Origin of the sequence: Bradyrhizobium sp. Rc2d (assembly GCF_900099855.1) — a bacterium.
Lineage (GTDB): Bacteria > Pseudomonadota > Alphaproteobacteria > Rhizobiales > Xanthobacteraceae > Bradyrhizobium.
In genome coordinates, this window is the sequence record NZ_FNCU01000068.1 from 1 (window position 1) to 25,657 (window position 25,657).

Consider the following 25,657-nt stretch of genomic DNA (forward strand, 5'->3'; position numbering starts at 1 on the left):
CAATCTTAGGACCGCAAGCGCGCTCGGCCTCGAAGTCCCGCCGACGCTGCTCGCCGGGGCCGACAAGGTGATCGAATAGAGGACCTGCTTGCTGCCGGCATTAGTCGGGAATTGGCCCGTTTCAGACTTTCCGACCGGTGCCGAAGATGACCGCTCCAGAGGATTGACCGGAAGCCGCCATGGGAAGGTCAAACCGACGCGAATGACCCAACTGCGACATCGGCGCCGTATTTTTGGCGCGCCGCAACGGTTCGGCTTACCATCTCCGCCCATCAGGCATAAAATGAGCCGACGTCCGCGAGCGTTCGTGCCTGGCCAGACATCGTGGCAGCTCGGACGCCCGTTGGCAAAGATCTGAGGTTTGCTCGGCGATCCACAGGACGAATGCTGTGACCGAACCCAAGCGTTTGGAAGGCGTTCCTGGCCGCTACTGGCACCGGCTCGAAGACGGGCGCATCCAGTGCGACATCTGCCCGCGCTATTGCAGGCTCAACGAAGGCCAGCGCGGCCTGTGCTTCGTGCGTGGCCGGCAGGATGACCGGATCGTGCTCACGACCTACGGCCGCTCCTCGGGTTTCTGTGTCGATCCAATAGAGAAGAAGCCACTGAACCACTATCTGCCCGGAACTCCCGTGTTGTCGTTTGGAACTGCCGGGTGCAACCTGACGTGCAAATTCTGCCAGAACTGGGACATCTCCAAAGCGCGAGAGCTCGACCGGCTCCAGGACGCAGCCTCGCCGGAAGATATTGTCGAGGCCGCGATTGCCACGGGCTCACGCTCCATCGCCTACACCTATAACGACCCCGTCGTCTTCCTCGAATATGCCGTGGACGTTGCAAGGGAGGCGCGCCGGCGCGGGATCAAGAACGTGGCGGTCACAGCGGGCTACATTGACGCGGCGGCGCGGGAGGAGCTTTACACTTTCATGGACGCCGCCAATGTCGACCTCAAGGCGTTCACTGAGGCGTTCTACAAGCGGCTGTGCACCGGCCATCTCGGCGCCGTCCTCGAGACGCTCGAGTATCTGAAGTACGGGACGAATGTCTGGTTCGAAATCACAACGCTGCTGATCCCGGGTCACAATGACAGCCCGGAGGAGGTGAAGAAGCTGAGCGAATGGGTGATGACAAGGCTGGGACCTGACGTGCCCTTACATTTCACCGCCTTCCACCCTGACTACAAGATGCTGGATCTGCCCTGTACGCCGGCCTTCACGCTGACGACCGCTCGCGATGTCGCGCGCAAGGTGGGACTGCATTTCGTCTACACCGGGAATGTCCATGACGAGAGGGGCCAAAGCACGTACTGTCCGAGCTGTGGTGAGCGGGTCATCGGCCGAGATTGGTATGACATCACGACTTGGCGGCTCACAGGCGACGGCCGCTGCGGTGTTTGTTCCACCGCAATCCCCGGCTTGTTCGAGGCACGCCCCGGCAGCTGGGGGCAGCGGCGCGTCCCGATCCGGATCGGCAGACTGGAACGTTCTTGAGTGAGGATGATGCCGGCGTCGAGGCGCCTCAATCCTGCGTGTTGGAGCAGGATTCTGATCAGGAGGCCACGATGAAGATTGACAACACCGTATTTGGCGCGATCACGATTGAAGGAAAGACTTATGAGCACGACGTCGTCGTTCGCCTTTCCGGCGAAATTGTGAAGCGGAAAAAGAAGCTATCAAAGAAGCTGTATGGTACCTCGCACGTGCTTTCAAAAGATGAGGCAAAATTTCTCTTCGAGAAGGGCTGCGACCAGGTCGTCATCGGCTCGGGTCAGATGGGCAACGTACACCTATCACCGGAAGCTGAAGCCTATTTCGAAAGAAAGGGCTGCGAGGTCGTGTTGAAGCCGACACCCGAGGCAATCCGGACGTTCAACCGCTCACGCGCAAAGAGAATCGGACTCTTTCATGTAACCTGTTGAAAGAAATGCTCGGTCAAGCTGTTCCGTTGATAGTGGCAGACCAGCCTGATCCGGCTTGCGTCGTCCTGATACGGACGTAGCCGCGGAAGACGATGCGGCCGTAGTCGCGACGGCGTACCTTGAAACGCCCGCGTCATCACACTATAGCCAGCCAACGGCGCTGTCGCTCTGTGAGAGGTCCAGCGATGCCGGCAGATCATGATATGCGCCATGGTACGCGCCCTTTGGGTCGAACCGGCATCGATGTGCTGCCCCTGGGCATCGGCACGAACAAATGGCGGCGTGCCGATCGTGGGGCCGTATTGGAAACATACAGGACCATTCATGATGCCGGCCCGTGCATGATCGACACGGCTGAGATCTATTTCTCGGAGCGCGTTGTGGGGGACTGCTTGCGCGCCGGTCCCACCCGCGCGGTGATAGCATCGAAATTCCTTCCCTTTCCGGGCCGAACCTCTCCGCGCCGCTTGATGAGCGCGCTTGACGGTTCACTCGCGCGCCTGGGCCTCGAGACAATCGATCTCTACTATGTTCACTATCCGCTGCCCTTGATCGACGTGGGAGTGTTCGCCGAAGGTTTGGTCGAAGCGGTGAAGTCCGGCAAGGCACGCGCGGTCGGCGTGGCAAATTTCAATGCGGACCAGATGCGACGCATCGCCGATCACCTCGCAAGGGCAGGCGTTCCGCTCGCCGCCAATCAGGTCAACTACAGCCTGCTCCGACGCGCAGCGGAAACAAATGGCGTGCTCGAAGCCTGCCGTGAGCTCGATGTGGCACTCGTCGCGTATTTTCCGCTTGCGTCCGGCCGCCTCACGCAGCCGTCGGACAGCATGGACACGAAAGCGCTGCTGACGTGTCTCGCCGATATTGCCGGCGCGCACGACGCCAGCATCAGCCAGGTCGCCCTGAACTGGCTGTTGGCGCGCGACAGTCACGTGATTCCCATCCCCGGCGCGACCAAGCCTCATCACGCCAGGGCCAATCTCGATGCACTCGGTTGGCGCTTGAGTGAGGCCGAGTTCGATGCGATCGACCGAGCCGCAGCAAAGCGTGGAACATGAATCCGGCGCCTTTCGTCCCTCCACCTTAGCGATGACCCGCCGCTTGAAGCGGCGCGATCGGTGCCCCGCTCGCCTGGCTCTTGGATGTCCGCAAGTGGGCCCCTAGCGGACCGTGTCACGTTTAGCGCCAGCGAACTAAGTTGGCATAAGTCTCCATAATTGATCGCGGCGTTGTGACAGTCCGCCTTTGGACTCATCTCGGTCTGACGCTTATTTCCCCGGCTCAACCCATTCAAAATTCCAAGTTGCGGGCGCATATTGTAGCGATAGCGCACCGCGAGGTGGCTCAATGAAACGCCGCGATTTTGTCACGCTTCTCGGCGCTGTGATGGTAGCCTTGCCCCTCGCAGCCCACGCGCAGCAACCTGCGGTGCCGCGGGTCGGCTACGTCTGGAGCGGCGTTCGCGGGACGGACGTGTACTACCAGACCGGATTCCGTCAGGGACTTGCGGACCTGGGATATGTAGTGGGGCGCAACCTGCTGCTCGAAGAACGCTATGCCGAGGGAAAGCCGGAGCGCGTTCCTGCGCTGATCGCTGAACTCCTCTCGCTCAACGTTGACGTTCTCGTGACTCCAGGCACACCCGCTTCGCAGGCTGCGCAACGTGCAACATCCACGGTGCCGATCGTCTGCATGAGCGGAGATCCCGTCAGAGCCGGTCTTGTGGCAAGCCTCGCCCGGCCAGGCGGCAACATCACCGGGCTGTCGCAGCTCTCCGGCGATTACGGCGTCAAGTGGCTGGAGCTGCTGAAGGAGGCGGCACCGAAAGTGCATCGTGTCGCCGTGTTGTGGAATCCTGACAATCCGACGACTGCCAACCAAGTCGAACTCATGCAAAGAGTGGCACCCGGGCTCGGTCTCGAGTTGACAGCCCTCTCGGTGCGGCTCGCGGAAATCGATAACAGCTTCGCCACTTTGGGAGAGAGCGGCCTCGACGGCCTCGTCGTCACCGACGATCCATCGCTGACACCCCTCGTTCCCCGGCTGATCGCGCTCACCGCAGAGCGGCGAATGCCGGCGATCTATCCATTCCGCGACTCGACTCAGAAAGGAGGACTGATGTCGTACTCGGCCAACCTTTTCAAACTATGGCAACGCGCCGCAGGCTATGTTGATCGCATTCTGAAAGGGGCGCGTCCGGCGGAGCTTCCCGTCCAGCAGACGACGGACGTGACCCTGAATATCAACCTCAAAACCGCTAAGGCGCTCGGTCTCGACATTCCAATCACGCTGCTCGCCGGTGCCGACGAGGTGATCGAATAGATAATTGCCGCGGTGCATGAGTCCGTTCATGGCCCTCCTGAGACATGCTGGGCTGGCCGAACGTCCGGTTTGTGCCAAGAACGCCTCCCCAACTCAAGTTTGGGACCACCAAGCTCCGACCCCGGCTATGAAAAGGAAGCGGAGAGCTCAGCGCAGTATGAAGCTGTCTAAGAGCGGCAGGTACGCCTAGAAGGTTTTGGTGACCTGTCGGCGTCGGTCATGCTCCGCATAGTGAGGGACCAAACGGAAGGCTCATTCTGGAAACAGCTTGTCGCGAATGTATCGCGAGGTTGGCGTCAGTTTGAGTCCGCGCGGCTTTCGCCATGCCGCCCTGTCGATCTCCCTCTTGTCCCCGATCTTTAATGGACCTGAAACCTTCTTGGTCAGGAAGATCGCGTCGCTCATCTTTCGGCCGGTGAGGCGATTCTTGCCATTGACTTCCTTCCACAGCCTCAGCTCACCAAGCCTGAGCTTGGGTAGCTCTTCGGTAATCTCGCGACGGAGACACTTTCTCTCACTCTCGCCGGCTCGCCTGCGGCCGCCCGGAAACATCCAATGCTTGTCGCGTCGACGTCTGACCAGGAGTACCCTGCCCTTCCTCGCGACCACAAGTTTTGATGACTTCGCCATTCTCTATTCCGCCAGTTCGATCGCAACAGGTTGGTGATCGGAAGCATCGGTCGCTTCGTTGACGTCGATTCTGCGAACCTGACTGATCAGATCTTCGGTCACGAAAATGAAGTCGCGACAGTCCGGGCCATCGACCCATTGCGCGCGGTCGTAGATTCCGCAAGTCGGTGCGCGCGGGCGGTCGGCACGACTAGCGGTCCATGCATCCCGATAGGTCAGACCGGGCCGGCTGGACCGGTCGATCAAGGCATGCTGGGGGTCGCTGACGTCGAAATTGAAATCGCCGCACATCAAGCTCGAGGCAGCGACGGTCTGGCTTCCATACGGCTCATCGTACCGGGAACCGGCCTGCCTGGGATTCACCGACGCCTCCTCCTGCAAATCCAGCAGCCGCGCGACCTGCGCTTCGCGCTGGTCGGTCGAATGAAACTCGAGATGCGTGTTGACGATGCGAATCGCGCCGAATGAGGCCTGCACCGTCACCTCCAGGGCGTGACGGCGCATGCTGCGCACTTTGGCCGCGCCTGGCCACGGCAGCAGGTGATTGGCGATTTGTAGCACCGGCAATCGCGAGAGCGTCATGTTGCCGAAGCGGTGGAGGTTGCCATCACCATCGACCGTTTCGATCGCCGGCCGGAATATTGCGGAGTAGCCGGGCAGCAGGGCTGCGAGCTGCGTGCTCTGGTCGGCGCTATCGCCGAATCTCGAAAAGTTCGCGCTTACCTCCTGGAAGCAGAACACGTCCGCGTCGAGCGTCTGCCGGGCGACTGCAACAATCCTCGACAGATCGGTCACCCCATCGCAGCCTTTTCCACACTGTATGTTCCAGGTGAGAAGTCTCATTACCGGATACCTGCACGCATAAATGACTGAACGAACTGGCGCTGGAACAGCAGATACGCGATCAGCAGCGGCGCCATCGTCATCACGGTTGCCGCCGTGATCACCGACCAATCCACGCCGGTTTCAGGCGCGCCGAACACGGCAAGACCTACCGTGAGCGGCCGTGCTTCCACCGAATTCGTGACGATCAGCGGCCACAGGAAGTTGTTCCAGTGATAGCTGACCGAGACGAGGCCAAACGCTACGTAGGTCGGACGGGCCAGCGGGACGTAAACTCGCCACAGGATTCCTAGCGGCCCTGCTCCCTCGACACGAGCGGCCTCGACCAGTTCCTGGGGCACACTCTTGAAGGTCTGGCGGAGCAGGAAGATACCGAAGGCGCTCGCCAGATAGGGCAACGCGATCGCAGGGATCGTATCCAGCAGGCCAAGCCTCGAGATCGCGCGATAGTTCTCGACGATGAGAACATCGGGCATAATCATCAGCTGGAGCAGAACGAGCGCGAAGGCGATGCCGCTGCCCCTGAATTTGAAGCGTGCAAAGGCGTAAGCCGCCAGCGTTGACAAGATGAGCTGCCCGACCAGGATCAACGTCACCAGGACGACCGTGTTCAGATAATAGCGGGCAAACGGCGCCTGCCGCCAGGCCCGTCCAAAATTCTCCAGCGTCCAGGGCGCGGATAGGCTGAACGAGGTCGCATAGGCGGCCGGATGCAGCGCACTCCAGAAGGCATAGGCCAACGGCGCAAGCCAGATCAGAGCGAGCACCCAGGCCGCGACGGCCTCGACGGGATGTGTTCGGCCTCTCATTGGTAATGGATCCTGCGATCGAGATAGCCGAACTTGATCAGCGCGACCGCGCTCAGGAGCACCAGAAGCACTGCCGTCAGCGTTGCGGCGTAAGAGGAGTCCTGGAAGGTGAAGGCGACTTCATAGATGTAGTAGAGTAGCAGCGTGCTGGCGTTGTTCGGCCCGCCCTTGGTCATGATGACGAGGTGGTCCACCAGCTTGAACGAGTTGATGACCGCGTTGATCGCCACGAACAGTGTGGTCGGCATCAACAACGGAAACGTGATCCGGCGGAACGTGTACCATCGGCTTGCGCCTTCGATGGAGGCGGCTTCTTCGAGATCCGGCGACAGTTGCTGCAGCGCCGCCAGATAGAAGATCATGAAGAAGCCGGCCTCCTTCCAGATCACCATGACGATCAGACACCCCATGACCGTCGAGGGATCGCCAAGCCAGTTCCAGCCGGCGAGACCGAAAACGCCGCGCAACTGATCCAGCAGGCCGTAATCCGGCGTGTAGAAGAACAGCCAGATGTTGGCGACCGCGATCATCGGCAGCACGGTCGGCGTGAAGTAGGCGAGACGCAGAAAGCCGCGGCCGCGCATGTTGCGATTGACCCAGATCGCCATCACGAGCGCGAGCGCGATCGAAGTCGGAATCGTGCCGAGCGCGAACCAGAAATTGTTGATCAGCGCCTTCCAGAAGATCGGATCGGCGGCCATCCCCTGATAACTGTCGAGGCCGACGAAGACCTCGGTGCCGTTGCGTTTGGTGATGAACAGCGAATGCCGGATCGTCGCCAGGATCGGGTAATGGGTGAACGCTATCAGCAGGACGGCTGCCGGCAACAGCAGCAGCCAGGCGTTCACGGCATTCCACCACGCCTGCGATCCAGCGCGGCGTTCAGAAACTAGCGATGCGGCCGCGGCGTCGGACATTTCCGAGGAAGCGGGACGGCGGCGTACCGCCATCCCGCAATTTCCCTTACTTCGAGGCGCGCAGCACGCGATCGGACTGGGCTTGTGCGGCAGCCAGCGCCTCCTGCGGCTTCTGCGCCCCCGTGACCGCGGCCTGAATCGCGTCGTTGACGAACTTGTAGATGCGGCCGTTCTCGTGGACCGAGAGCTCCGGCACCGCATGCTCGAGCTGATCGCGCGCGACGGTCGCCTGCGGGAAGCCCTTGGCATACTCTTCCATCGCCTTGGTCTTGTAAGCGGCCGGCGACACGGCAACATAGCCGGTCTTCATGCTCCATTCCGCCGCGCGCTCGGGCGCCGTCATCCATTGAATGAACTTCACGGCGGCCTTCTGCTGCTCGGGCGACGCGCTCTTGAAGATGTAGAAGCTGCCGCCACCGGTCGGCGACCCCCGCCGCTCCTTGGCCGGGAGCGTAGCGACACCAAACGGGAATTTCGCGGCGTCCTTGACGGCCGTGAGGTTACCCGTGGTGTGCCACATCATCGCGGTCTTGCCTTCGAGGAAGTCGGTGCGGAGCGTCGCCCAGTCGACGCTGCCGGACGGCATGACACTGTGCTTGCGCGACAGGTCGACCCAGTAATCGAGCGCGCCCACCGTCTTCGGCGCGGTCAGATAGACCTCGGTGCCGGCCTCGTTCATCATTTTCTGGCCGTTCTCGATCGCCAGCGCCTGCAGCATCCAGTAACCGTAGCCGGTCGAGGGAATCTCGACGCCCCAACGCGTGGTGTTGCCGCCGTCCTTCTTGACGAGCTTCTTCGACATCTCGACCATTTCGTCCCAGGAGGCCGGCGCCTTCTCGGGATCGAGGCCAGCTTCCTTGAAGGCGTCCTTGTTCCAATACAGTACGATGGTCGAGCGCTGGAACGGTATGCTCCAGGTCTTGCCGTCGATCTGTCCGTTGGCCATGAATGCTGGATAGAAGTCCTTGAACCACGCCTTGTCACTGACGAGGCCGTCAAACGGCACGATGGCGTTCTCGTCCATCAGCGTGAACACGTCGGTCGACAGCAGCACCGACAGTTGCGGCGGCTGCCCGCCTTTCATTGCGGTCATTGCCTTGGTCATCGTGTCCGTGTAGTTGCCGGCATAGACCGCCGTCACCTTGATATCCTGATTGTCCTTCTCGAAGCGCGAGACCATATCGTCGACGATCCTGGTGACGGGGCCGCCGACCGCCACCGGATAATACATCGTCAGGTCCACCGCGGCGGCGGGACGCGCGCCCATGGAAAAGACCGCGAATGCAGCTGCCATCAACATCGTTCGTCGCGCAAACATCTTTCGCTCTCCCTCGTTATCCCTTGACCGCCGCTGCTACCGACCGGATGCAGCCAGCAGGCACTCCCTGACCGAACTCTCCACCCCGGCATTCCGACGTCGGATCGAACCGATGCTCGTTCGCGGGGTCCCACGCCAGCCGGACATCCTCGCCGGGCTTAACCTTGCTGAAACCATCCGATCGCACCGAGATTGGCTGACCATCGACCTCGCACAGCACGATGCTGTCGGCCCCGAGATGCTCGACGGCCTTGACGCGCGCCCCATGATCGCCGTCCGACACGATGCGGATGTGCTCCGGCCGGATGCCGATGAGATGATCGCTCCGTCGCACGAGATTCATCGGGGGAGTGCCAATGAACCGCGCCGTGAAGGCCGTTGCCGGCCGGTTGTAGAGCTCTTCCGGCGAACCGTTCTGCTCGATACGGCCGTCGCGCATCAGCACGACGCGGTCCGCCATCGTCATGGCTTCGGTCTGATCGTGGGTCACGTAGACCATGGTCATGCCAAGACGCTGCTGCAACGCGCGGATCTCAGTCCGCATCTCGTGCCGCAGCTTGGCGTCCAGGTTGGACAGCGGCTCATCCATGAGACAGACCCGCGCCTCCGCGATGATGGCGCGTCCCAGCGCAACGCGCTGGCGCTGGCCACCGGACAGCTGCGACGGCTTGCGCTCGAGCAGATGGCCGAGACCGACGATGTCGGCCACGCGACGGAGCCGCGCGTCCCGCTCGGCACGCGCCACGCGACGGACGCGCAGACCGAAGATGATGTTCTCGGCGACGCTCAAATGCGGAAACAACGCGTAGGACTGGAAGACCATGGAGATCTTCCGTTGCGCCGGCGTCAGGTGAGTCACGTCGGCGCCGCCGATGGCAATCGTGCCGGCGTCGGCGTCCTCGAGGCCGGCGATCAGCCGCAACGTGGTCGACTTGCCGCAGCCGGACGGTCCCAAAAGCACCAGCAGCGAGCCCTCGTCCGCCGTAAGACTGACGTCATCGACGGCGCGCATCGCGCCCCAGGACTTGGAGACATGACTCAGCGTAATCGCCGACATGGCCGGTTCGCTCTCAGCATGATGCAGCTACGCACGCTGGCGGCGGCTCGCTCCAACAGAGCAACGCAAGGCCGGTCACGACGGGCAGACCGGTCCATGCGCCCCTCCCTTTGAGCCACGCGCATTCATCGGCGTAGCGACTATTATGTTCATATGAACATACCGTGACACCATATGAAACAGAAAATTGCGTCTTCGACGTTCAAATGATACTTTGGTTGGGAACGGAGATCCGATGCTCAGGGCCGCCACGACACGTCAGTCCCACATCCTGGAGATCGTGCGCGAGCAAGGCTTCGCCTCCATCGAGCAGCTTGCGGCACGTTTCGACGTGACGCAGCAGACCATTCGCCGCCTTGTGAATGCGCTCTGCGACCAAGGGCTGCTTCGGAGGGTGCATGGTGGGGTCAGCCTCCCCGTCCAGAACCAGAACCTCGCCTACGGCAGCAGACATAGGTTGAACGCCGACGCCAAGCGGCGGATAGCGCACGCGGCCGCCAAACTCATTCCCGACGGGACGTCGCTGATGATCGGGCTCGGCACGACGCCCGAATATGTCGCGCAGGCACTCTCCCGCCGACGGGATCTGCGGGTGATCACCAACAGCCTGAACGTCGCCACAGCGTTCGCGCAGAATCCCGATGTGGAAATCAGCATCGCGGGCGGCACGTTGCGGCCGCTCGACCGCGATATCATTGGCGAGGCCGCTGCGCGTTTCTTCTCGGATTTTCGCGCTGATTTCGGGATATTCGGCGTCGGCGGCGTTGATCAGGACGGCACGCTGCTCGACTTCCATGTCGATGAAGTCAAGGCACGCCAATCCATCGCCGCCAATTCACGAACGTCCGTGCTCGTGGCCGACATCACCAAATTCGGGCGCAATGCGACGGTTCGGGGTGGCCACCTCGACGAGTGCCACCATCTTGTCATCGATGACCGATTGCCGGCAGCGTTCGAGCTGATCGCGCACAGGTATAGCGGTCAAATCCATACCGCCCGCGACGCTCGCGCAGATTTCGAGCGCCTTGGCAACACCTAGTCGACAACTGCACATCATCGCTGCTCACCCCAATCGCCCCCCGGGGCGAGGTCCGAGATCGATTCACGCTCCGCGCGGAACGGCCGGATGACGATCCATTTTGTCGCGGTTGACTTGTTATAACATTTGAGCAAATGTCCTAACTAACCGGAAATATAAATCCGGATTTTCGGGAGGACCGCATGCCGTCATTCAAGCCGACGCGACGAACGCTACTCAAGACAGGAACCGCAGCCGCCGCTTTCGCGACGCTTGGTCCGGCACTTCTACGGCAAGCCGCCGCGCAGGACGCCGACCTCGCGCCTTACAAATCCGCTCAGATCGACTGGCAGCAAGTCTCCGGCGAGACCATCACGGTCGCCGTGATCCCGGCGAGCTATTTCGAAAACCTCATCACGCTCGCGCCGCAGTTCAAGGCGCTCACCGGCATCGACGTCCGCTTCGAGAAGATTCCGCCGGCGCAGATCCGGCAGAAGAGCGTCATCGACTTGACCTCGAAGACCGGCACCTACGCGACCCACGCCGCCGACCCGATGTATTACGCGCTCTATGCCGCGAACAAATGGGTCGAGCCGCTCGGCACCTATCTGAACGACAAGGCGCTGACCGATCAGGCCTGGTTCAAGCTCGACGACATCATTCCGGCCTGGCGGAGCGCCAATGGCATCGACGGCAAGCTTTACGGCATGCCCTATGACGGCGAAGTCACCATTCAGGTCTATCGCAAGGACCTCTATGACGCGAAGGGCCTGAAGCCGGCAGACACGCTCGAAGCCTACATGTCCAATGCCGGGGCGTTGAACACGCCGAACGATCGCGTCTGGGGCGCAGCACTGCGCGGCGTCGCCGGTGCCGGCCAGAATATGTACATCTATCCGTCGATTTTCCGTGAGTTCGGCGGCGACTGGATGAAGGGCGGCAAACTCACCGTCAACGGCCCCGAGGCCGAGGCGGCGCTCGCCTGGTACGTCGACATCATGAAGAAGTACGCGCCGACGGCGGCGGCGAACTGGAACTGGCCGGATATCGCCGACGCTTTCTCGCAAGGCACCGTCGCCAGCTACATCGACGCGCACTCGTCGGCCTCGGTCATCAACAATCCGGAAAAGTCCAAGGTGATCGGCAAAGTCGCCTATGCCCGCTGGCCCAAGGGGCCGTCGGGCAAGCGCACCACATCGATCTGGAACTGGGGCTTTCCGATCAATTCCGCACTGCCGGAGAAGAAGCGCAAGGCAACCTGGCTGTTCATCCAGTGGGCCGCGAGCGCCGAGACCCAGGCGCGCACCGCGCATAAGTTCGCCGGTCCCACCAAACGCTCGGGCGTCAACCGCACCTCGGTCTGGAAGGATCCCGACTACATCAAGCTCATGAACGGCTTTGGCGAGAACTTCGTCGAGGCCACGATGGGCGCCCTGGAGGAGGACACCGACGTCGACTGGCGTCCGCGCGTGCCGCAATGGCCGGCGATCGGCGACACCATGGCGACCGCGATTCAGTCGGCCCTCTCCGGCCAGGCCAAGATCAAGGCCGCATTGGACGACGCGCAGCGCCGCATCGAACCGATGATGCGCGGCTGAGCCATGGCGACGACAGCGGTGACATCGGCCGAGATCGCGAGCGAGGCGCCTCGCAGCGATTTCGGACGCGTATTGGCGCAGCGCGAGCGCCGGTTTGCAGCGGCCCTGCTTGCACCGGCGTTTCTTGCGCTGCTCGCCACGACGACGTTTCCGCTGCTCTTCCTGGCCTACACCAGCGCATTCCGGATGGATCTGGCAATGCCGTTCACCAACGGCTTCGTCGGATTTGAGAACTACCAGGTGCTTCTCTCCGACGAGCGCTTCTGGACCTCGCTGCTGGTGAGCCTCGTCTATACCGGCTCGACCGTCGCGCTGCAGGTCATCATCGGCCTGGCGCTCGCCTTGCTGGTCATGGACATGAAGCGTGGCCAGGGCTGGTTCAGGATCATCGCCATCCTGCCCGTGGTCCTGTCGCCGGCCGTGGTCGGTATGATCTGGCGCACTTTCATGCTGGCACCGGAATTCGGCATCGTCGACTTCCTCGCGATCAATGCAGGGCTGGGCAGCAAAAACTGGCTCGGCGATCCCACGCTCGCGATGGTCTCGGTGATCGCGATCCACACCTGGCAGTGGACGCCGTTCGCGTTCATGGTGCTGCTCGCTTCGCTGGCCTCCCTGCCCGAAGACATCTACGAAGCCGCGCGGCTCGACCGAGCCTCCGCCTGGCAGCGCTTCCGCCGCATCACCCTGCCTTTGCTGCGTCCCGCGATCGTGATGGTCATCATCATGCGGACCATGGTGGCCCTGACCGCATTCGCAGCGATCTTCACCGTCACCGCCGGCGGCCCCGGCACCGCGACCGAGATCCTCAATCTCTATGCTTACCGGAAGTCCTTCACCGAGCTGTCGATCGGCTATGGTTCGGCACTCGCAGTCGCACTGCTGATCGTGACCATCATCATTTCCGGCATCCTGTTCGCGATGCGGAGGGCGAAATGACTGCAAAGCGCCTTCGCGTCTTCGCCCTGCTCGCGATTTCCATGGTCTTCCTGCTGGCCTGGGCATTTCCGATCATCTGGAGCGTGCTGAACTCGCTCAAGACCGATTCCGACGTGCTGGCCTATCCGCCCAAGCTGGTGTTCACACCGACGCTGGAAGCCTATCGTGACGTGCTTTTCGGTTCGGGCTCGATCCTGCCGAACCTCGTCTCCAGCATCATCATTTCGGTCGGCACCACCATCCTCACCATGCTGATGGCGGTGCCGGCGGCCTACGCGCTGGCGCGACTGCGCTTTCGCGGCAAGAAGTTCGCGGGATTCTATGTGCTGGCAACGCAGATGCTGCCTCCCGTCGGCATCATCATTCCCTACTTCCTAGTGCTGCGGAACATTGGCTGGATCGACACCTATCAGGGCATCATCCTGATCTACCTGTCGTTCTCACTGCCCTTCGCGATCTGGCTGCTGGTCTCCTATTTCGAGGATATTCCCTTCGAGATGGAGGAAGCCGCCTATCTCGACGGCGCGAGTCGACTGAAAACACTGTGGCGCATCATCATTCCGCAGGTCCGCGGCGGCATTGCCGTGACCGTCGTGTTCGTGTTCCTCAACGCGTGGAACGAATTCCTATTCGCCGTTGTGCTCAGCGGCAACACGGTGCGACCGGTCACGGTCGCCATGTTCAACTTCGTCTCCGTCGAGCAGACGCTGTGGGCCAAGCTCGCGGCGGTCTCGGTCCTCGCCATGCTGCCTGTCGTCGTGCTCGGCGTGGTCGCGCAGAAGCATATCGTGAAGGGCCTGACGGTCGGTGCAGTCAAGGGCGGAGGACGCCGATGAGCGGCCAAGGTCAGGTCAGTTTTCGCAACATCGTCAAGATGCACGGCGAGTTCGCCGCGCTCAAGGGCGTGAATTTCGACATCAAGCCGGGTGAGTTCTTTGCGCTGCTCGGGCCATCGGGTTCGGGCAAGAGCACAACGCTGCGCATCCTCGCCGGCCTCGACGCGCCGACCGCCGGCCGCGTGCTGATCGACGACAAAGACGTCACCTCGACCGATGCGCGTGACCGCGACATCGCCATGGTTTTCCAGAGCTACGCGCTCTACCCGCACATGACGGTGGCAGAGAACATCGCCTTCCCCCTGGAGATGGCCAAGCTGCCGAAATCCGAGATCGCGCACGCCGTCAAGGACGCGGCGCGCAAGGTGAAGATCGACCATCTGCTCGACCGCAAGCCGGGTCAGCTCTCGGGGGGCCAGCAGCAGCGCTGCGCGCTGGCCCGCGCCATCGTGCGCAAGGCGCGCCTGTTCCTGCTCGACGAGCCGCTGTCGAACCTCGACGCGAAGCTGCGGCTGGAGACCCGCGCCGAGCTGAAGAAGCTGCAGCGCTCGCTGGGCGTCACCGCGGTCTACGTCACGCACGACCAGGAAGAGGCGATGACGCTCGCCGATCGCATGGCGGTATTCATGTCAGGCGAGATTCAGCAGGTCGGCACGCCTGCAGAAGTGTTCGCCCGTCCGAACTCGATCGACATCGCTGGCTTCATCGGCAATCCCCCGATGAACCTAGTTCTCGCCCGTTACGTGGACGGCGACGTGATCATCGCCGGCCATCGTGTGAAGACGACGACCACGACAGCCGGCGAGCGCGATGTGGTGGTCGGCCTTCGCCCCGGCGCCCTGCGCATGACCGACGGCGGCCTTGGCGCGCGTGTCGACCTGATCGAGGATCTCGGCGACATCGCCGTGCTCGATCTCGATTGCGCCGGCACCACGATCCGCATGCGCGTTTCCGGCGGCAACATTCCCGGCGAAGGCGACACGATCTCGATCACGGCTCGTCCGCAAGACATTCACCTGTTCGATCCAGCAACACGCATGCGGCTCTGACACCATGGCTGTTCAAACGCGCAAGAAGAAACCCGCACCGCTCGGCAGCGATGTGGTCGCGGAAGGCTCGACGCCCCTGCATATCCAGATCCGCGAATCCATTCGCAGCCAGGTGCGCGACGGCAAGTTCATCGACGAGACCGGCCGCCTGATGACCGAGGCCGAACTCGGCCGACATTTTGGTGTCAGCCGCGTCACCATCCGCAACGCCATCGCACCTCTGGTGAACGAAGGCATGTTCGACCGCTCACGCGGCCGCGGCACCTTCCTGCGCTCGAACCAGCCTGAGAACTGGGTCGGCCATCTCATGGGATTTTCGGAAACCATCCGCGACGCCGGCTACCAGGCTGGTGCAAAGATCCTGCAGCAGGGCATGACCAACCGGCACGACACTGCCGTGCGCGAGCAGCTTCGCGAGCGCGCCGTCTGGCAGCTTCGGCGCTTGCGGCTCGCAGACGATACACCGATCGCCATCGAGCACGCCTTCTATCCGCCGGACATCGGTCTCGAGCTCGAGAAGCGCGACCTCCTCTCGATCATCATGTACCGCGTCTTCGAGGACGAGCTTGGACTCGCCATCAAGGACGCACAGCAGACCATCAGCGCCGACCTCGCCGACGCCGGCAGCGCAAAATTGCTCGGCGTGAAGGTCGGCTCGCCCCTGCTCTCTATCGAGCGCGTCACCTTCGGCAAGGACGGGCGGGCGCTGGAGCTTTTGCGTGCCGTCTACCTGCCGAAATATTTCCGCCTCAGCATCAGCCTGACGCGCCGCCACTGACAACGCCACACGTCAATAACGAGGACACAAACATGCCGAATGGCGCAAAGACTACTGATAGCCCCAATATCCTGCTTATCCTCAACGACGACATGGGCTTTTCGGACATCGGCTGCTACGGCGGCGAGATCCAGACCCCGAACCTCGACCGCCTCGCGGCCAACGGGCTGCGTTATTCGCAGTTCTACAACACCGCCCGCTGCAGTCCCTCGCGCGCCTCGCTCCTGACCGGCCTGCATCCGCACCAGACCGGCATCGGTATCCTCACCTACAGCAACGGCCCCGAGGGCTATGCCGGCAATTTGAACAAGAGCTGCGTGACGATCGCCGAGGCCCTGAAGAGCCGGAACTACACGTCCTATCTCAGCGGCAAATGGCACATCGCCAGCAGCCTGACGGAGCCGACCGACGCCTGGCCGATGCAGCGCGGCTTCGACCATTTCTACGGCACCATCATCGGCGCCGGCAGCTTCTATCACCCGAACACGCTGACGCGCGGCAACGACAATATCGAGCACGAGGCCGAGAAGGATCCGTCGTTCTTCTACACCGACGCGATCAGCGACCAGGCAGCGGCTTTCATCCGCCAGCACAATGCAGAGAAGCCCGACGCCCCGTTCTTCGAGTATGTCGCCTACACGGCGCCGCACTGGCCGCTCCATGCCCATGACGAGGACATTGCGAAATACAAGGGCCGCTTCGATGCGGGCTGGGACAGGCTACGCGAAGAGCGCCTCAAGCGCCTCGTCGATGACGGCATCATCCATCCGAACTGGCGCCTGACCGATCGCGATCCGACCCAGCCGTCGTGGACCGACGCGGAGCAACGCGAATGGACGCTGCGCTGCATGGAGGTCTATGCGGCCCAGATCGATCGCATGGACCAAGGCATCGGCCGCATCCTGAAGGCGCTGGAGGAAACCGGCCAGATGGACAATACGCTGATCATTTTCCTGTCCGACAACGGCGCATGCGCCGAAGACATTCCGGAAGGGGTCACCGCGAAGGAGCTGGTGGACCAGCTCATGATCGCCAAGGCCAGAACGCGCGACGGCAGGCCGGTGCGCTTCGGTAACGATCCGACCTTGATGCCCGGTGGCGAGGACACCTACCAGAGCTACGGCACCGCCTGGGCCAATCTCTCCAATACCCCGTTCCGTCTCTACAAACACTGGATACACGAAGGCGGCATCGCCACGCCCCTCATCATACACTGGCCGCGCGGCATCTCTGAAAAAGGCGGCTTGCGGCACAACCCCAGCCAGCTCACAGACGTGATGGCGACCATTCTCGACGTCACCGGCGCCACCTATCCCAAGGAGTACAACGGCAACGCCATCCTGCCTTGCGAGGGTGAGAGCCTCGTGCCGTCATTCGCGTCGGCCTATGGCAACCGTGGCCCGCTGTTCTGGGAGCACGAGGGAAATGCAGCCGTGCGCGTCGGCAAGTGGAAGTTGGTTCGGAACTACCCGGGACCCTGGGAGCTCTACGACATGGAGACGGACCGCACCGAGATGAATGATCTGGCTGCGCAGCATCCGGATCGCGTCCGCGAGATGACGGCTCAATACCAGCAATGGGCGAACCGTTGCGGCGCGATCCCGCGCGAGAAGATTCTCGAGCTGATGAAGGCGGAAGGGGGCACAGCCTTCTGGGAGGAAGAGAAGCAGAAATAGGACATGACGAAGGATCGTTCACACTGCTGCATCCAGCCCGTCGCCGGCAACGGACCGGCGACGGGCAACGATGCGCAAGCAGCGATCCCCCCCAGTCCAACCCCGATCCTGCGCAGCTGGAGCGCACTGATCGACGGAACCTTCCACATGGGATCTGCCGACATCGGCTTTGTCGAAGACGGCGAAGGCCCGGTTCGGCTGGTTACGTTGTCGCCCTTTGCTATTGCCTGCCACGCCGTGAGCAACCTGCAATTCGGCAACTTCGTCCGTGCCACGGGCTACACGACGGAAGCCGAGCGCTACGGCTGGAGTTTTGTCTTCGACGGGCTCCTGCCCGAAGAGACGCGCACCGCGCGCACAATGTGCGTTCAGGAAACACCATGGTGGGTCCCGGTGACGCGCGCCTACTGGGCGCAACCGGAGGGACCGACGAGCAGCATCCTCGACAGGCTCGATCATCCCGTCGTCCACGTTTCCTGGAACGACGCACAGGCTTACTGCGAATGGTCCGGCACGCGTCTTCCGACCGAAGCTGAATGGGAGATGGCCGCGCGCGGCGGGTTGGACCAGGCCACCTATCCCTGGGGCAACGAGCTGCGGCCGGATGGCGAGCATCGCTGCAACATCTGGCAGGGCAACTTTCCCGATCGCAATACCGTGGAAGATGGCTATTTCGGTACGGCGCCCATTCATGCTTTTCCGCCCAACGGATATGGCCTGCACAATGTCTGCGGAAATGTCTGGGAATGGTGCGAGGACTATTTTTCGCCGAGCTATCACCGCCTCACGCCATCGCGAGACCCCTTGAACCGCGAGCCAGCTCCCAACCGATCGATGCGTGGCGGATCCTTCCTCTGCCACGAATCCTACTGCAATCGCTACCGCGTCGCGGCGCGAAGCTCCAATACGCCTGACTCCTCGTCCAGCAATATCGGCTTTCGTGTCGTGCGCACTGAGCCGCTGCGGGATCCTTCATAGGATGGAGCCGGCACCACATCCTGCGAGGCCGGCCGCTGCCCCCGGCATCCGACTGCTGCCCCTGTTCCTGCGCAATTTCGTGCGCAATCGCGAGACTGGCCTCGTGCTGGTCGCCATCGTCGTCGGACTGCTCAACGGCGTGCTCGTGGCTGCGATCTCGAGCCTCAGCCAGTTCTCTCACGCACTGCTGTTCGACATTCCTTTCGACGCACACCTCAGCGCCACCGGCGTGATCTCATGGCAGCGCACGCTGCTGATCCCGATGCTCGGTGGCCTGGTGCTTGCGCTGATCGGGCTGTACTTCGCCCGGCGCGTCAGGGGACAGCAGCTCGCCGACGCGATCGAGGCCAATGCGCTCTATGGCGGCCGGGTGTCCTTTCGCGGCAGCTTGCTGATCTCGATCCAGACATTGCTGTCCAACGGGTTCGGCGGGTCGGTCGGGCTAGAGGCCGGCTACACCCAGATCTGCTCAATGTTCGGCTCTCATGTCGGCCAGCGCCTGGCCGCCCGGCGCAACGACATGCGGCTGCTGGTGGCTTGCGGCGCCGCGGGTGCGATCAGCGCCGCGTTTTCAGCACCACTTGCCGGCGCATTCTACGCCTTCGAAGTCGTGCTCGGTGCCTATACGTCGGCCGGTCTCGTACCGGTCATCGCGAGCGCCGTCACCGCGTGGCTCGTCGCGCGGCAATTGACGCACCAATCCTTCCTGATGGTGCCTGGCTTCCCATCGCCGGTGTCCGTCGAAATGATCGGGCAGACGGTGCTGATCGGCATTATCTGCGCTTTCGCCAGCATCCTGGTCATGCTTGCGGTCGCATTCTCCGAGCGCTGCTTTCAGCGCGTCACAGTTTTCAAGGGAGTCGTGAGACCGATTCTCGGCGGCTTCCTCCTCGGCAGCCTTGCCTTGCTGACGCCGACCGTGCTCGGCGCCGGACATGGCGCAATGCAGATTCTGCTGGTTAGCAATCCGACCTGGCTCCTGCTCACAACCACCATTGTGTTCAAAATCCTGGCCTCCGCCATCTCGCTCGGAGCCGGTTTTCGCGGCGGCCTGTTCTTCGCCTCGCTACTGCTCGGCGCGCTGATCGGCCAGCTCTACAGCATCGTGCTGATGGGTCTTCTTCCCACCCTGGCGCTACAGCCCGGCACGGCAGCCATTGCCGCACTCGCCGCGCTCGGAACCGGCGTGCTCGGAGCGCCGTTCAGCATGGTCTGTCTCGCGCTCGAGATCACCGGCGATTTCTCCGTCACCGTTGGAGCGGTGGTCGCATCGTCGGTCTGCGCGCTGATCGTCCGCGAGCTGTTCGGCTACAGCTTTGCGACATGGCGTTTTCATCTGCGCGGCGAGGTGATCCGCGGACCGCAGGACATCGGCTGGGTCCGGCAGATGAGTGCGGCATCCCTGATGCGCACCGATTTCGAGAATGCCCTGACGACGATGCCGATTGGCGAGGCGCAAAAGCTGTTCTCGCCGGTGCAGGTCCGCCAGATCGTGCTGCGCGATCCTAACGGCATCTATGCGGGCATCGTCTCCGCCGCGACGCTACATTCCGTCGCTAATCAGGACAACGAGCTGATCGGGTCACTGGCGCAGCAAAAGGATGAATGCCTGCTCCCGAGCACGCCGGTTCGCGAGATCCTCAAGGCCTTTGAACGCAGCGAAGCCGACGTGCTCGCGGTTGTCGACCGCGCCGACCATCGCGCCGCGATCGGCACCTTGAGCGAAGCTCATGTGCTGCGTACTTACGGGGAAGAACTCGAGCGTCGGAACCAGGAACTGTTTTCGCGTTGAAGGCGCTAGGGCCGCAGATCCATATCGATCCGCACGAAGTCGCCGCGATAGGTGACCTCGCCGAGATAGATCACGGTGCGGTCCTGCGTCGTGAAGATGCGGCGGACTTCGGCCACTGGCGAGTTCAGGGGCACACGCAGCAGCCTCGCCGCCTCGATATCCGCGGTACCGATCGTCAAGGTCTGGCGCGCACTCGCGATAGCGGGATCCCTGAGATCGTTGAGGATCGGAATCACGGTCTCGTTGCGAAATCGCTTCGGAGACCTACGAAAGATCTCCTCGTCGAGATAGATGGAAATGACGCAGTAAGGCTGCTTCTCCCGCGAATGCAGCCGACGCATGAAGACGTACTTTTCGGCCGGCTTGCCGTCCCCGGGAAGCAGCGGTGCATCGCTGCGGCTTTCCGAGATATTGATGATCTCGGGCGAGGTGTCGCGGTACATGTCGGCGAGATCGGATAGCGTTGTCTCGACCTTGAGCCACCGGTCCTGCCGCACGGTCCCCGTGACGAAGGTGCCACGGCCCTGCTGCGCCTCGATCACACCGTCGCGGGCGAGCAGCTCCACCGCCTGCCTGATCGTGACGCGCGACACACCGAACTCGGCGGCCAGTTCCTCGTTGGCCGGCAGGCGAAAACCCTGGGTCCAGACGCCGCGCGCGATCCGCTGCCGGAAGATGTCGGCAATCTGCGCGTATTTGGGGACGTGACTATTGGAACTCAATTCCATCTCGCCCTCCAGAATTCAGGTCACGCGATCAAGCCATGACCAGCGCGGCACCGCGTTCGCCGATCATCAGGCTGGTCGCATTCGTGTTGGCCGAGGTGATCTGCGGCATCACCGAGGCGTCGATCACGCGCAGCCGCTCGACGCCGCGCACACGCAGCTGCGGATCGAGCACGGCCTGCGCGTCCCTGCCCATGCGACAGGTCCCGACACAGTGAAACACCGTGCCACCCGTGTTGCGCGCAAAATCCCACAACCCGACATCATCCCTTGTTGCCTCGCCCGGCATCATCTCGATATCCCAGAGCGCGCGAAACGCCTTCTGCTGATAGATCTCGCGCAGAATCTTCAGACCCGCGACGATGGTCTTGCGGTCGACCTCCTCGGCGAAATAGTTCGGTACGATCCGCGGCTGCTCGAACGGATCGGTTGAGCTGATGGCAAGCTGTCCGTGCGACTTTCCGTGGCACTGCCAGACCGAAGCTGTAAAACCGGAATAGCTGTGCAAGGGCTCGCCAGGCTTGTCGACCGAGAGCGGCATCACATTGAACTGCACGTCCGGCCGACCGCCGACGGCGTATTCCGTGCAGGCTGCGCCGCCCACCTGCCCTGCACCGACCGTCAACGGGCCGCTGCCCGCAAGCATCCACTGCAAGCCCATCTTCGCAAGGTCGACGGGATTGCGAACCTGATCGTTGAGGGAAATTCGCTCCTTCAGGCGGACGATCAGCCGGGCCTGATAGTGGTCCTGAAGATTGGCGCCGACTTCCGGAGAATCGGCAACGACGGAAATGCCGAGCTTGCGGAGCAGGTCGGCCGGACCGACGCCGGAAAGCTGAAGGATCTGCGGCGACTGCAGCGCGCCGCCGGACAAGATGATCTCACGGTCAGCCGCCGCGCTGTGGACATGACCCTTGCTGATCCACTCGACGCCGGTCGCGACGCGACCGTTGAAAACGACCCTGCTGACCTGAGCATGGGTGATGATGGTGAGGTTGGGACGGCCGGCTATGGGGCGCAGAAAAGCAGAGGCGGAACTGGTCCGCCAGTGCCGCCCGATGCCGAGCTGGTAGGTGCCGACCCCCAGCGTCGTGGCGCCGTTGAAGTCGGGATTGCGCGGCAGGCCGAACTGCACGCCCGCGTCGACCCAGGCCTTCGATGCCGGATTGTCGTTGCGCAGATCGGAGACCTCGAATTCCCCGAGCCCGCCGTGAAACTGGCTCTCGCCGCCGCGGTAGCGTTCGTAGCGCCGAAAGTACGGCAGAAGTTCGCGATAGCTCCAGCCATCGGCGCCAAGGCGCTCCCAATCGTCAAAGTCCTCGTGTTGGCCCCGGATGAAGATCAGCCCGTTGATCGAAGAAGAGCCGCCGAGCACGCGGCCACGCGGCCAGACGATGGCACGACCGCCGCTCCCTTCCGACGGCTCGGTCCTGAACAGGCGCGAGTATCGCTCGTTGTAGATGGTCCGGTAGTAACCGACCGGAAGCTTCAGCCAGAAATTCCGATCCGATCCGCCGGCCTCCAGCAACAGCACGCGACAGGACGGATCCGCCGACAACCGGTTCGCAACCACGCAGCCGGCGGAGCCCGCCCCGACGATGATGTAGTCGTAACCACGAGCTGACATCAGACCATCCGGTATTGTGCGATGGAGGCAAGATCGGGCGTGATGCCGAGGCCCGCTTCGTCGCCGAGCTCGATCATACCGTCGCGGACATCAAGCACGGGACCGCAGAAGCGATCGCGCAGCGGGTTTTCGTTGCAATCGACTTCGAGCAGCCCGTCGCCGCCGACACCGGCGAGAAGATGCGCCGACGCCAGAAGACCGATGCCGGCGCCGAGATAGTGCGGGCAAAACATCTTTCCCGAAGTCAGGATGTCGCGGGCAATGTTTGCGCAAGCCGACAGCCCGCCCCATTTGGCGATGTCGGGCTGGACGACACCGAGAACCGGCTCACGCAGCACCTCGGCAAACCCGGCGAGGCTCGCGATGTTCTCGCCGGCTGCGAGCGGAAAGTGGACGGTCTCGTGCAACTGCTTCCATTCCTGCCGGGGGCGGTCCGCACGAATCGGCTCCTCGAGCCATACGAGGCCGAAGCGCTCGAGTTGCGGTGCAAGCTCCAGCGCCTGGGCAATGGTCCAGCCCTGGTTGACGTCGGCAGCAAGCAGGCCTTTGCCCACAAGGTGGCGCAGCGCTTCGAGGTTGGCGCAGTCACCTGCCGGATCGAAACCGATCTTCAGCTTCAACGCGCGGTAGCCGCGGCCCAGGGCCGCTTCGGCCATCCGCTGGGAACCGACCGGATTGATGCCGCTGGCGTAGACCTTGATCTTGCGCCTCGCCCCGCCGAGCAGCCTCCACAGCGCGAGGTTCTGGCGGCGCGCGTGGAGATCCCAGACGGCGAGATCGATGCCGGCGATCGACTGCGCAAACGGGCCGGCTTCGCCTGATTGTAGCGCGAGGACCGAGGTTCCCTGCGTCAGACGCTCGAACGCGGCGGACGGCTCGGGCACAGTGAATCCGACAAGGGCCGGCGCAAGCACCTCGTTGACGAGCCGAGCACGATGTTCGGCACCTGGTGCAGGAAAATTGCACCACACTTCGCCCCAACCGACATGTCCATCGGCGTCTTCAACGCGGACGAAAACGGCGGGCCGATCCTTCATCCGCCCGAAGGACGTGATGACTGGCGCCGTCAGCGGATAGCGATAGCCGAAGGCCTGGACGCTTTGGATGGTGAAAGGGGAAGTTGTCATGCGGGAAAGCCTGCGACGCCTACGACCAAAGGCGCCACTTGTATGGTCATCCTATTTATAATATGACTTTGGAAAACATCAACTGCAATCCGGGTGGACGCGTCGAATGGACGGAGCTGGCGTGAGACGCTTTGGTCTCGGATTGATCCCGTGGATCGGTGCGATCCTGCTCTGGTATGCCGTTCGCTGGAGCGGCTTCGTCAACGTCTCGCTGATCCCTGCCCCGCACCAGGTCGCCGCTAAATTCTTCGAACTTCTTACGAGGGAAGGACTCCTGATCGACATCTTCGCTTCGACCAGACGCGTGTTCTTCGGTGTCTCACTCGGGATTCTCGTTGCCGTGCCGGTTGGTTTCCTGCTGGGATGGTACCGGCCGGCCCGCACCTTCGCCGACCCCATGATCAACTTCTTCCGTGCGCTGCCGCCGATCGCGCTGATCCCGCTGGTGATCGTGTATTTTGGCGTGGACGAGCTCGCAAAGCTCGTCATCCTGTTCTACGCTTCGTTCTTCTCCGGCGTAATCGTGATGTACGAGGGCGTCTCGCAGATCACCCCGCTCTACATCCGCGTGGCGCAGACGCTCGGCGCCAATCAGGCGGAAATCTTCCGCAAGGTCATCATCCCCCTCACCGTCCCGCACATCCTCACCGCGCTACGGGTCGCATTGGGTGTGGCCTGGGCGACGCTGGTGGCATCCGAGCTGATCGCAGCCCAGCGCGGACTCGGCGCCATGATCCAGAACGCCTCGACCTACTTCCTGCTCGACGTCATCTATGTCGGCATCATCTGCATCGGCCTGATCGCGCTGATCATGGACATGATCCTGCGCAAGATCACGGCGCGGCTGCTGGTCTGGCAGGACCGGGCGATCGCATGACCAAACGCGCGCAGTTCGACAAGGTTTCGCTCTCCTTCGAGACGCCGAAGGGCCGTCTCAACGTCGTCGAGGACGTCAGTTACGACATCAACGACGGCGACTTCATCGCGGTGATCGGGCCGTCCGGCTGCGGCAAGACCACGATGATGAGCATGCTCGCCGGCTTCCAGAAGCCGACGACGGGCAAGGTCCTGTTCGATGGCCGTCCCGTCGCCGGCCCCGGCCCCGAACGCGGCGTCATCTTCCAGGAGTACGGCGTATTCCCCTGGTTGACCGTGAAGCAAAACATCGCCTTCGGCCTGACGCTCAACGCCAACCATGTCGCAACCGCCGAGCGCGACGCGATCTGCGATCACTATCTTGCTCTGATGGGCCTGTCCGACTTCGCCAATTCCTATCCGAAACATCTGTCCGGCGGCATGCGGCAACGGCTTGCGATCGCGCGGGCCTATGCGGTGAAGCCGCAATTCCTCCTGATGGACGAGCCGTTCGGGGCGCTCGACGCCCAGACCCGCTCCAACATGCAGAACCTACTGCTCAAGGTACTGGAGACCGAAGGCAAGACGGTCATGCTGATTACCCATTCCGTGGAAGAGGCGATCTACCTCGCATCCCGCATCGTGGTGGTGACCGCGCGGCCGGCGCGGATCCGGGAGATCATCGACGTGCCGTTCGCCTATCCGCGCGACGAGTCGATACAGGAGCGTCCGGAATTCGCCGAACTGCGAAGCCAAATCAGGCAACTCGTGATGGACGAATATCGCGCCCAGCAGGCGCAGATGCGTCCGGTCTCATTCTCGGAATAATCATAAAGCGGAGG

24 protein-coding genes are annotated in these 25,657 nt (G+C 62.5%); 15 read left to right on the forward strand and 9 right to left on the reverse strand.

All coding sequences use genetic code 11. From position 1 onward, the window contains the following. Nucleotides 1–389: 389 nt before the first annotated feature. From amrS to BLV07_RS41950, 4 genes are all read left to right on the forward strand, one after another. The gene (gene amrS / locus BLV07_RS41935; RefSeq protein WP_091898243.1) at nt 390–1,490 is read left to right on the forward strand and encodes an AmmeMemoRadiSam system radical SAM enzyme; all 1,101 of its coding nucleotides are present in this window, start codon (nt 390–392) and stop codon (nt 1,488–1,490) included. Beyond that, nucleotides 1,487–1,918, forward strand: a complete 432-nt coding sequence (locus BLV07_RS41940; protein WP_244551405.1) for an Mth938-like domain-containing protein — start codon at nt 1,487–1,489, stop codon at nt 1,916–1,918. The genes amrS and BLV07_RS41940 overlap by 4 nt, the downstream gene beginning before the upstream one ends. Before the next feature lie 203 nt (nt 1,919–2,121). Continuing rightward, nucleotides 2,122–2,979, forward strand: coding sequence for an aldo/keto reductase (locus BLV07_RS41945; RefSeq protein ID WP_091898245.1), 858 nt, complete (start codon nt 2,122–2,124; stop codon nt 2,977–2,979). A 289-nt stretch (nt 2,980–3,268) separates the two neighbouring features. Beyond that, entirely contained in the window at nt 3,269–4,243 is a 975-nt protein-coding gene (locus BLV07_RS41950; RefSeq protein ID WP_091898247.1) for an ABC transporter substrate-binding protein, read from the forward strand. Between the two features lie 252 nt (nt 4,244–4,495). On the opposite strand, the gene BLV07_RS41955 is transcribed toward BLV07_RS41950, so the two are convergent. From BLV07_RS41955 to BLV07_RS41980, 6 genes are read right to left on the reverse strand one after another with little or no spacing between them, the layout of a single operon-like run. Continuing rightward, nucleotides 4,496–4,873, reverse strand: a complete 378-nt coding sequence (locus tag BLV07_RS41955) for an NUDIX hydrolase (protein WP_091898249.1) — start codon at nt 4,871–4,873, stop codon at nt 4,496–4,498. 3 nt (nt 4,874–4,876) lie between these two features. After that, the gene (locus BLV07_RS41960) at nt 4,877–5,716 is read right to left on the reverse strand and encodes an endonuclease/exonuclease/phosphatase family protein (RefSeq protein WP_091898251.1); all 840 of its coding nucleotides are present in this window, start codon (nt 5,714–5,716) and stop codon (nt 4,877–4,879) included. Continuing rightward, a complete protein-coding gene (locus BLV07_RS41965) occupies nt 5,716–6,525 on the reverse strand; it encodes a carbohydrate ABC transporter permease (protein WP_091898253.1) in 810 nt (269 codons plus the stop codon). The genes BLV07_RS41960 and BLV07_RS41965 overlap by 1 nt, the downstream gene beginning before the upstream one ends. Further along, the gene (locus BLV07_RS41970; RefSeq protein WP_091898255.1) at nt 6,522–7,442 is read right to left on the reverse strand and encodes a carbohydrate ABC transporter permease; all 921 of its coding nucleotides are present in this window, start codon (nt 7,440–7,442) and stop codon (nt 6,522–6,524) included. The genes BLV07_RS41965 and BLV07_RS41970 overlap by 4 nt, the downstream gene beginning before the upstream one ends. A 46-nt stretch (nt 7,443–7,488) precedes the next feature. Continuing rightward, entirely contained in the window at nt 7,489–8,742 is a 1,254-nt protein-coding gene (locus tag BLV07_RS41975; RefSeq protein WP_091898257.1) for an ABC transporter substrate-binding protein, read from the reverse strand. A gap of 34 nt (nt 8,743–8,776) precedes the next feature. After that, on the reverse strand, nt 8,777–9,817 hold the full coding sequence (locus BLV07_RS41980) for an ABC transporter ATP-binding protein (RefSeq protein ID WP_244551407.1): 1,041 nt from the start codon (nt 9,815–9,817) through the stop codon (nt 8,777–8,779). Between the two features lie 235 nt (nt 9,818–10,052). Here BLV07_RS41980 and BLV07_RS41985 point away from each other — a divergent pair, with 235 nt between their 5' ends. The 9 genes from BLV07_RS41985 to BLV07_RS42025 all read left to right on the forward strand — a co-directional run bounded on the left by BLV07_RS41985 (nt 10,053) and on the right by BLV07_RS42025 (nt 20,481). Continuing rightward, entirely contained in the window at nt 10,053–10,856 is an 804-nt protein-coding gene (locus BLV07_RS41985) for a DeoR/GlpR family DNA-binding transcription regulator (RefSeq protein WP_091898259.1), read from the forward strand. 182 nt (nt 10,857–11,038) lie between these two features. Continuing rightward, a complete protein-coding gene (locus BLV07_RS41990) occupies nt 11,039–12,433 on the forward strand; it encodes an ABC transporter substrate-binding protein (protein ID WP_091898261.1) in 1,395 nt (464 codons plus the stop codon). 3 nt (nt 12,434–12,436) lie between these two features. After that, nucleotides 12,437–13,372 carry a carbohydrate ABC transporter permease gene (locus tag BLV07_RS41995; protein WP_091898263.1) on the forward strand — a complete coding sequence of 312 codons (936 nt, stop codon included), beginning with the start codon at nt 12,437–12,439 and terminating at the stop codon, nt 13,370–13,372. Continuing rightward, the gene (locus BLV07_RS42000; protein ID WP_091898265.1) at nt 13,369–14,208 is read left to right on the forward strand and encodes a carbohydrate ABC transporter permease; all 840 of its coding nucleotides are present in this window, start codon (nt 13,369–13,371) and stop codon (nt 14,206–14,208) included. The genes BLV07_RS41995 and BLV07_RS42000 overlap by 4 nt, the downstream gene beginning before the upstream one ends. Further along, the gene (locus BLV07_RS42005) at nt 14,205–15,257 is read left to right on the forward strand and encodes an ABC transporter ATP-binding protein (protein WP_091898267.1); all 1,053 of its coding nucleotides are present in this window, start codon (nt 14,205–14,207) and stop codon (nt 15,255–15,257) included. Before BLV07_RS42000 ends, BLV07_RS42005 begins: the two co-directional genes overlap by 4 nt. Nucleotides 15,258–15,261: 4 nt before the next feature. Further along, complete coding sequence (locus BLV07_RS42010) at nt 15,262–16,035, forward strand: GntR family transcriptional regulator (protein ID WP_091898269.1); 774 nt, start codon at nt 15,262–15,264, stop codon at nt 16,033–16,035. Between the two features lie 32 nt (nt 16,036–16,067). Next, on the forward strand, nt 16,068–17,711 hold the full coding sequence (locus tag BLV07_RS42015; protein ID WP_091898271.1) for an arylsulfatase: 1,644 nt from the start codon (nt 16,068–16,070) through the stop codon (nt 17,709–17,711). 3 nt (nt 17,712–17,714) lie between these two features. Further along, on the forward strand, nt 17,715–18,689 hold the full coding sequence (locus BLV07_RS42020) for a formylglycine-generating enzyme family protein (RefSeq protein WP_091898273.1): 975 nt from the start codon (nt 17,715–17,717) through the stop codon (nt 18,687–18,689). Between the two features lies 1 nt (nt 18,690). After that, a complete protein-coding gene (locus tag BLV07_RS42025; protein WP_091898275.1) occupies nt 18,691–20,481 on the forward strand; it encodes a chloride channel protein in 1,791 nt (596 codons plus the stop codon). Nucleotides 20,482–20,486: 5 nt separating this feature from the next. On the opposite strand, the gene BLV07_RS42030 is transcribed toward BLV07_RS42025, so the two are convergent. From BLV07_RS42030 to BLV07_RS42040, 3 genes are read right to left on the reverse strand one after another with little or no spacing between them, the layout of a single operon-like run. Beyond that, nucleotides 20,487–21,209, reverse strand: a complete 723-nt coding sequence (locus tag BLV07_RS42030; protein WP_091898277.1) for a GntR family transcriptional regulator — start codon at nt 21,207–21,209, stop codon at nt 20,487–20,489. A gap of 28 nt (nt 21,210–21,237) precedes the next feature. Next, complete coding sequence (locus BLV07_RS42035; RefSeq protein WP_091898279.1) at nt 21,238–22,833, reverse strand: GMC family oxidoreductase; 1,596 nt, start codon at nt 22,831–22,833, stop codon at nt 21,238–21,240. After that, nucleotides 22,833–23,960: a mandelate racemase/muconate lactonizing enzyme family protein gene (locus tag BLV07_RS42040; RefSeq protein ID WP_091898281.1), complete on the reverse strand. Its 1,128-nt coding sequence runs from the start codon at nt 23,958–23,960 to the stop codon at nt 22,833–22,835. The genes BLV07_RS42035 and BLV07_RS42040 overlap by 1 nt, the downstream gene beginning before the upstream one ends. A 121-nt stretch (nt 23,961–24,081) precedes the next feature. Here BLV07_RS42040 and BLV07_RS42045 point away from each other — a divergent pair, with 121 nt between their 5' ends. Both BLV07_RS42045 and BLV07_RS42050 read left to right on the forward strand, forming a co-directional pair. Continuing rightward, nucleotides 24,082–24,837 carry an ABC transporter permease gene (locus BLV07_RS42045; RefSeq protein ID WP_502690292.1) on the forward strand — a complete coding sequence of 252 codons (756 nt, stop codon included), beginning with the start codon at nt 24,082–24,084 and terminating at the stop codon, nt 24,835–24,837. Further along, entirely contained in the window at nt 24,834–25,643 is an 810-nt protein-coding gene (locus BLV07_RS42050) for an ABC transporter ATP-binding protein (RefSeq protein WP_091898285.1), read from the forward strand. The genes BLV07_RS42045 and BLV07_RS42050 overlap by 4 nt, the downstream gene beginning before the upstream one ends. Nucleotides 25,644–25,657: the final 14 nt, after the last annotated feature.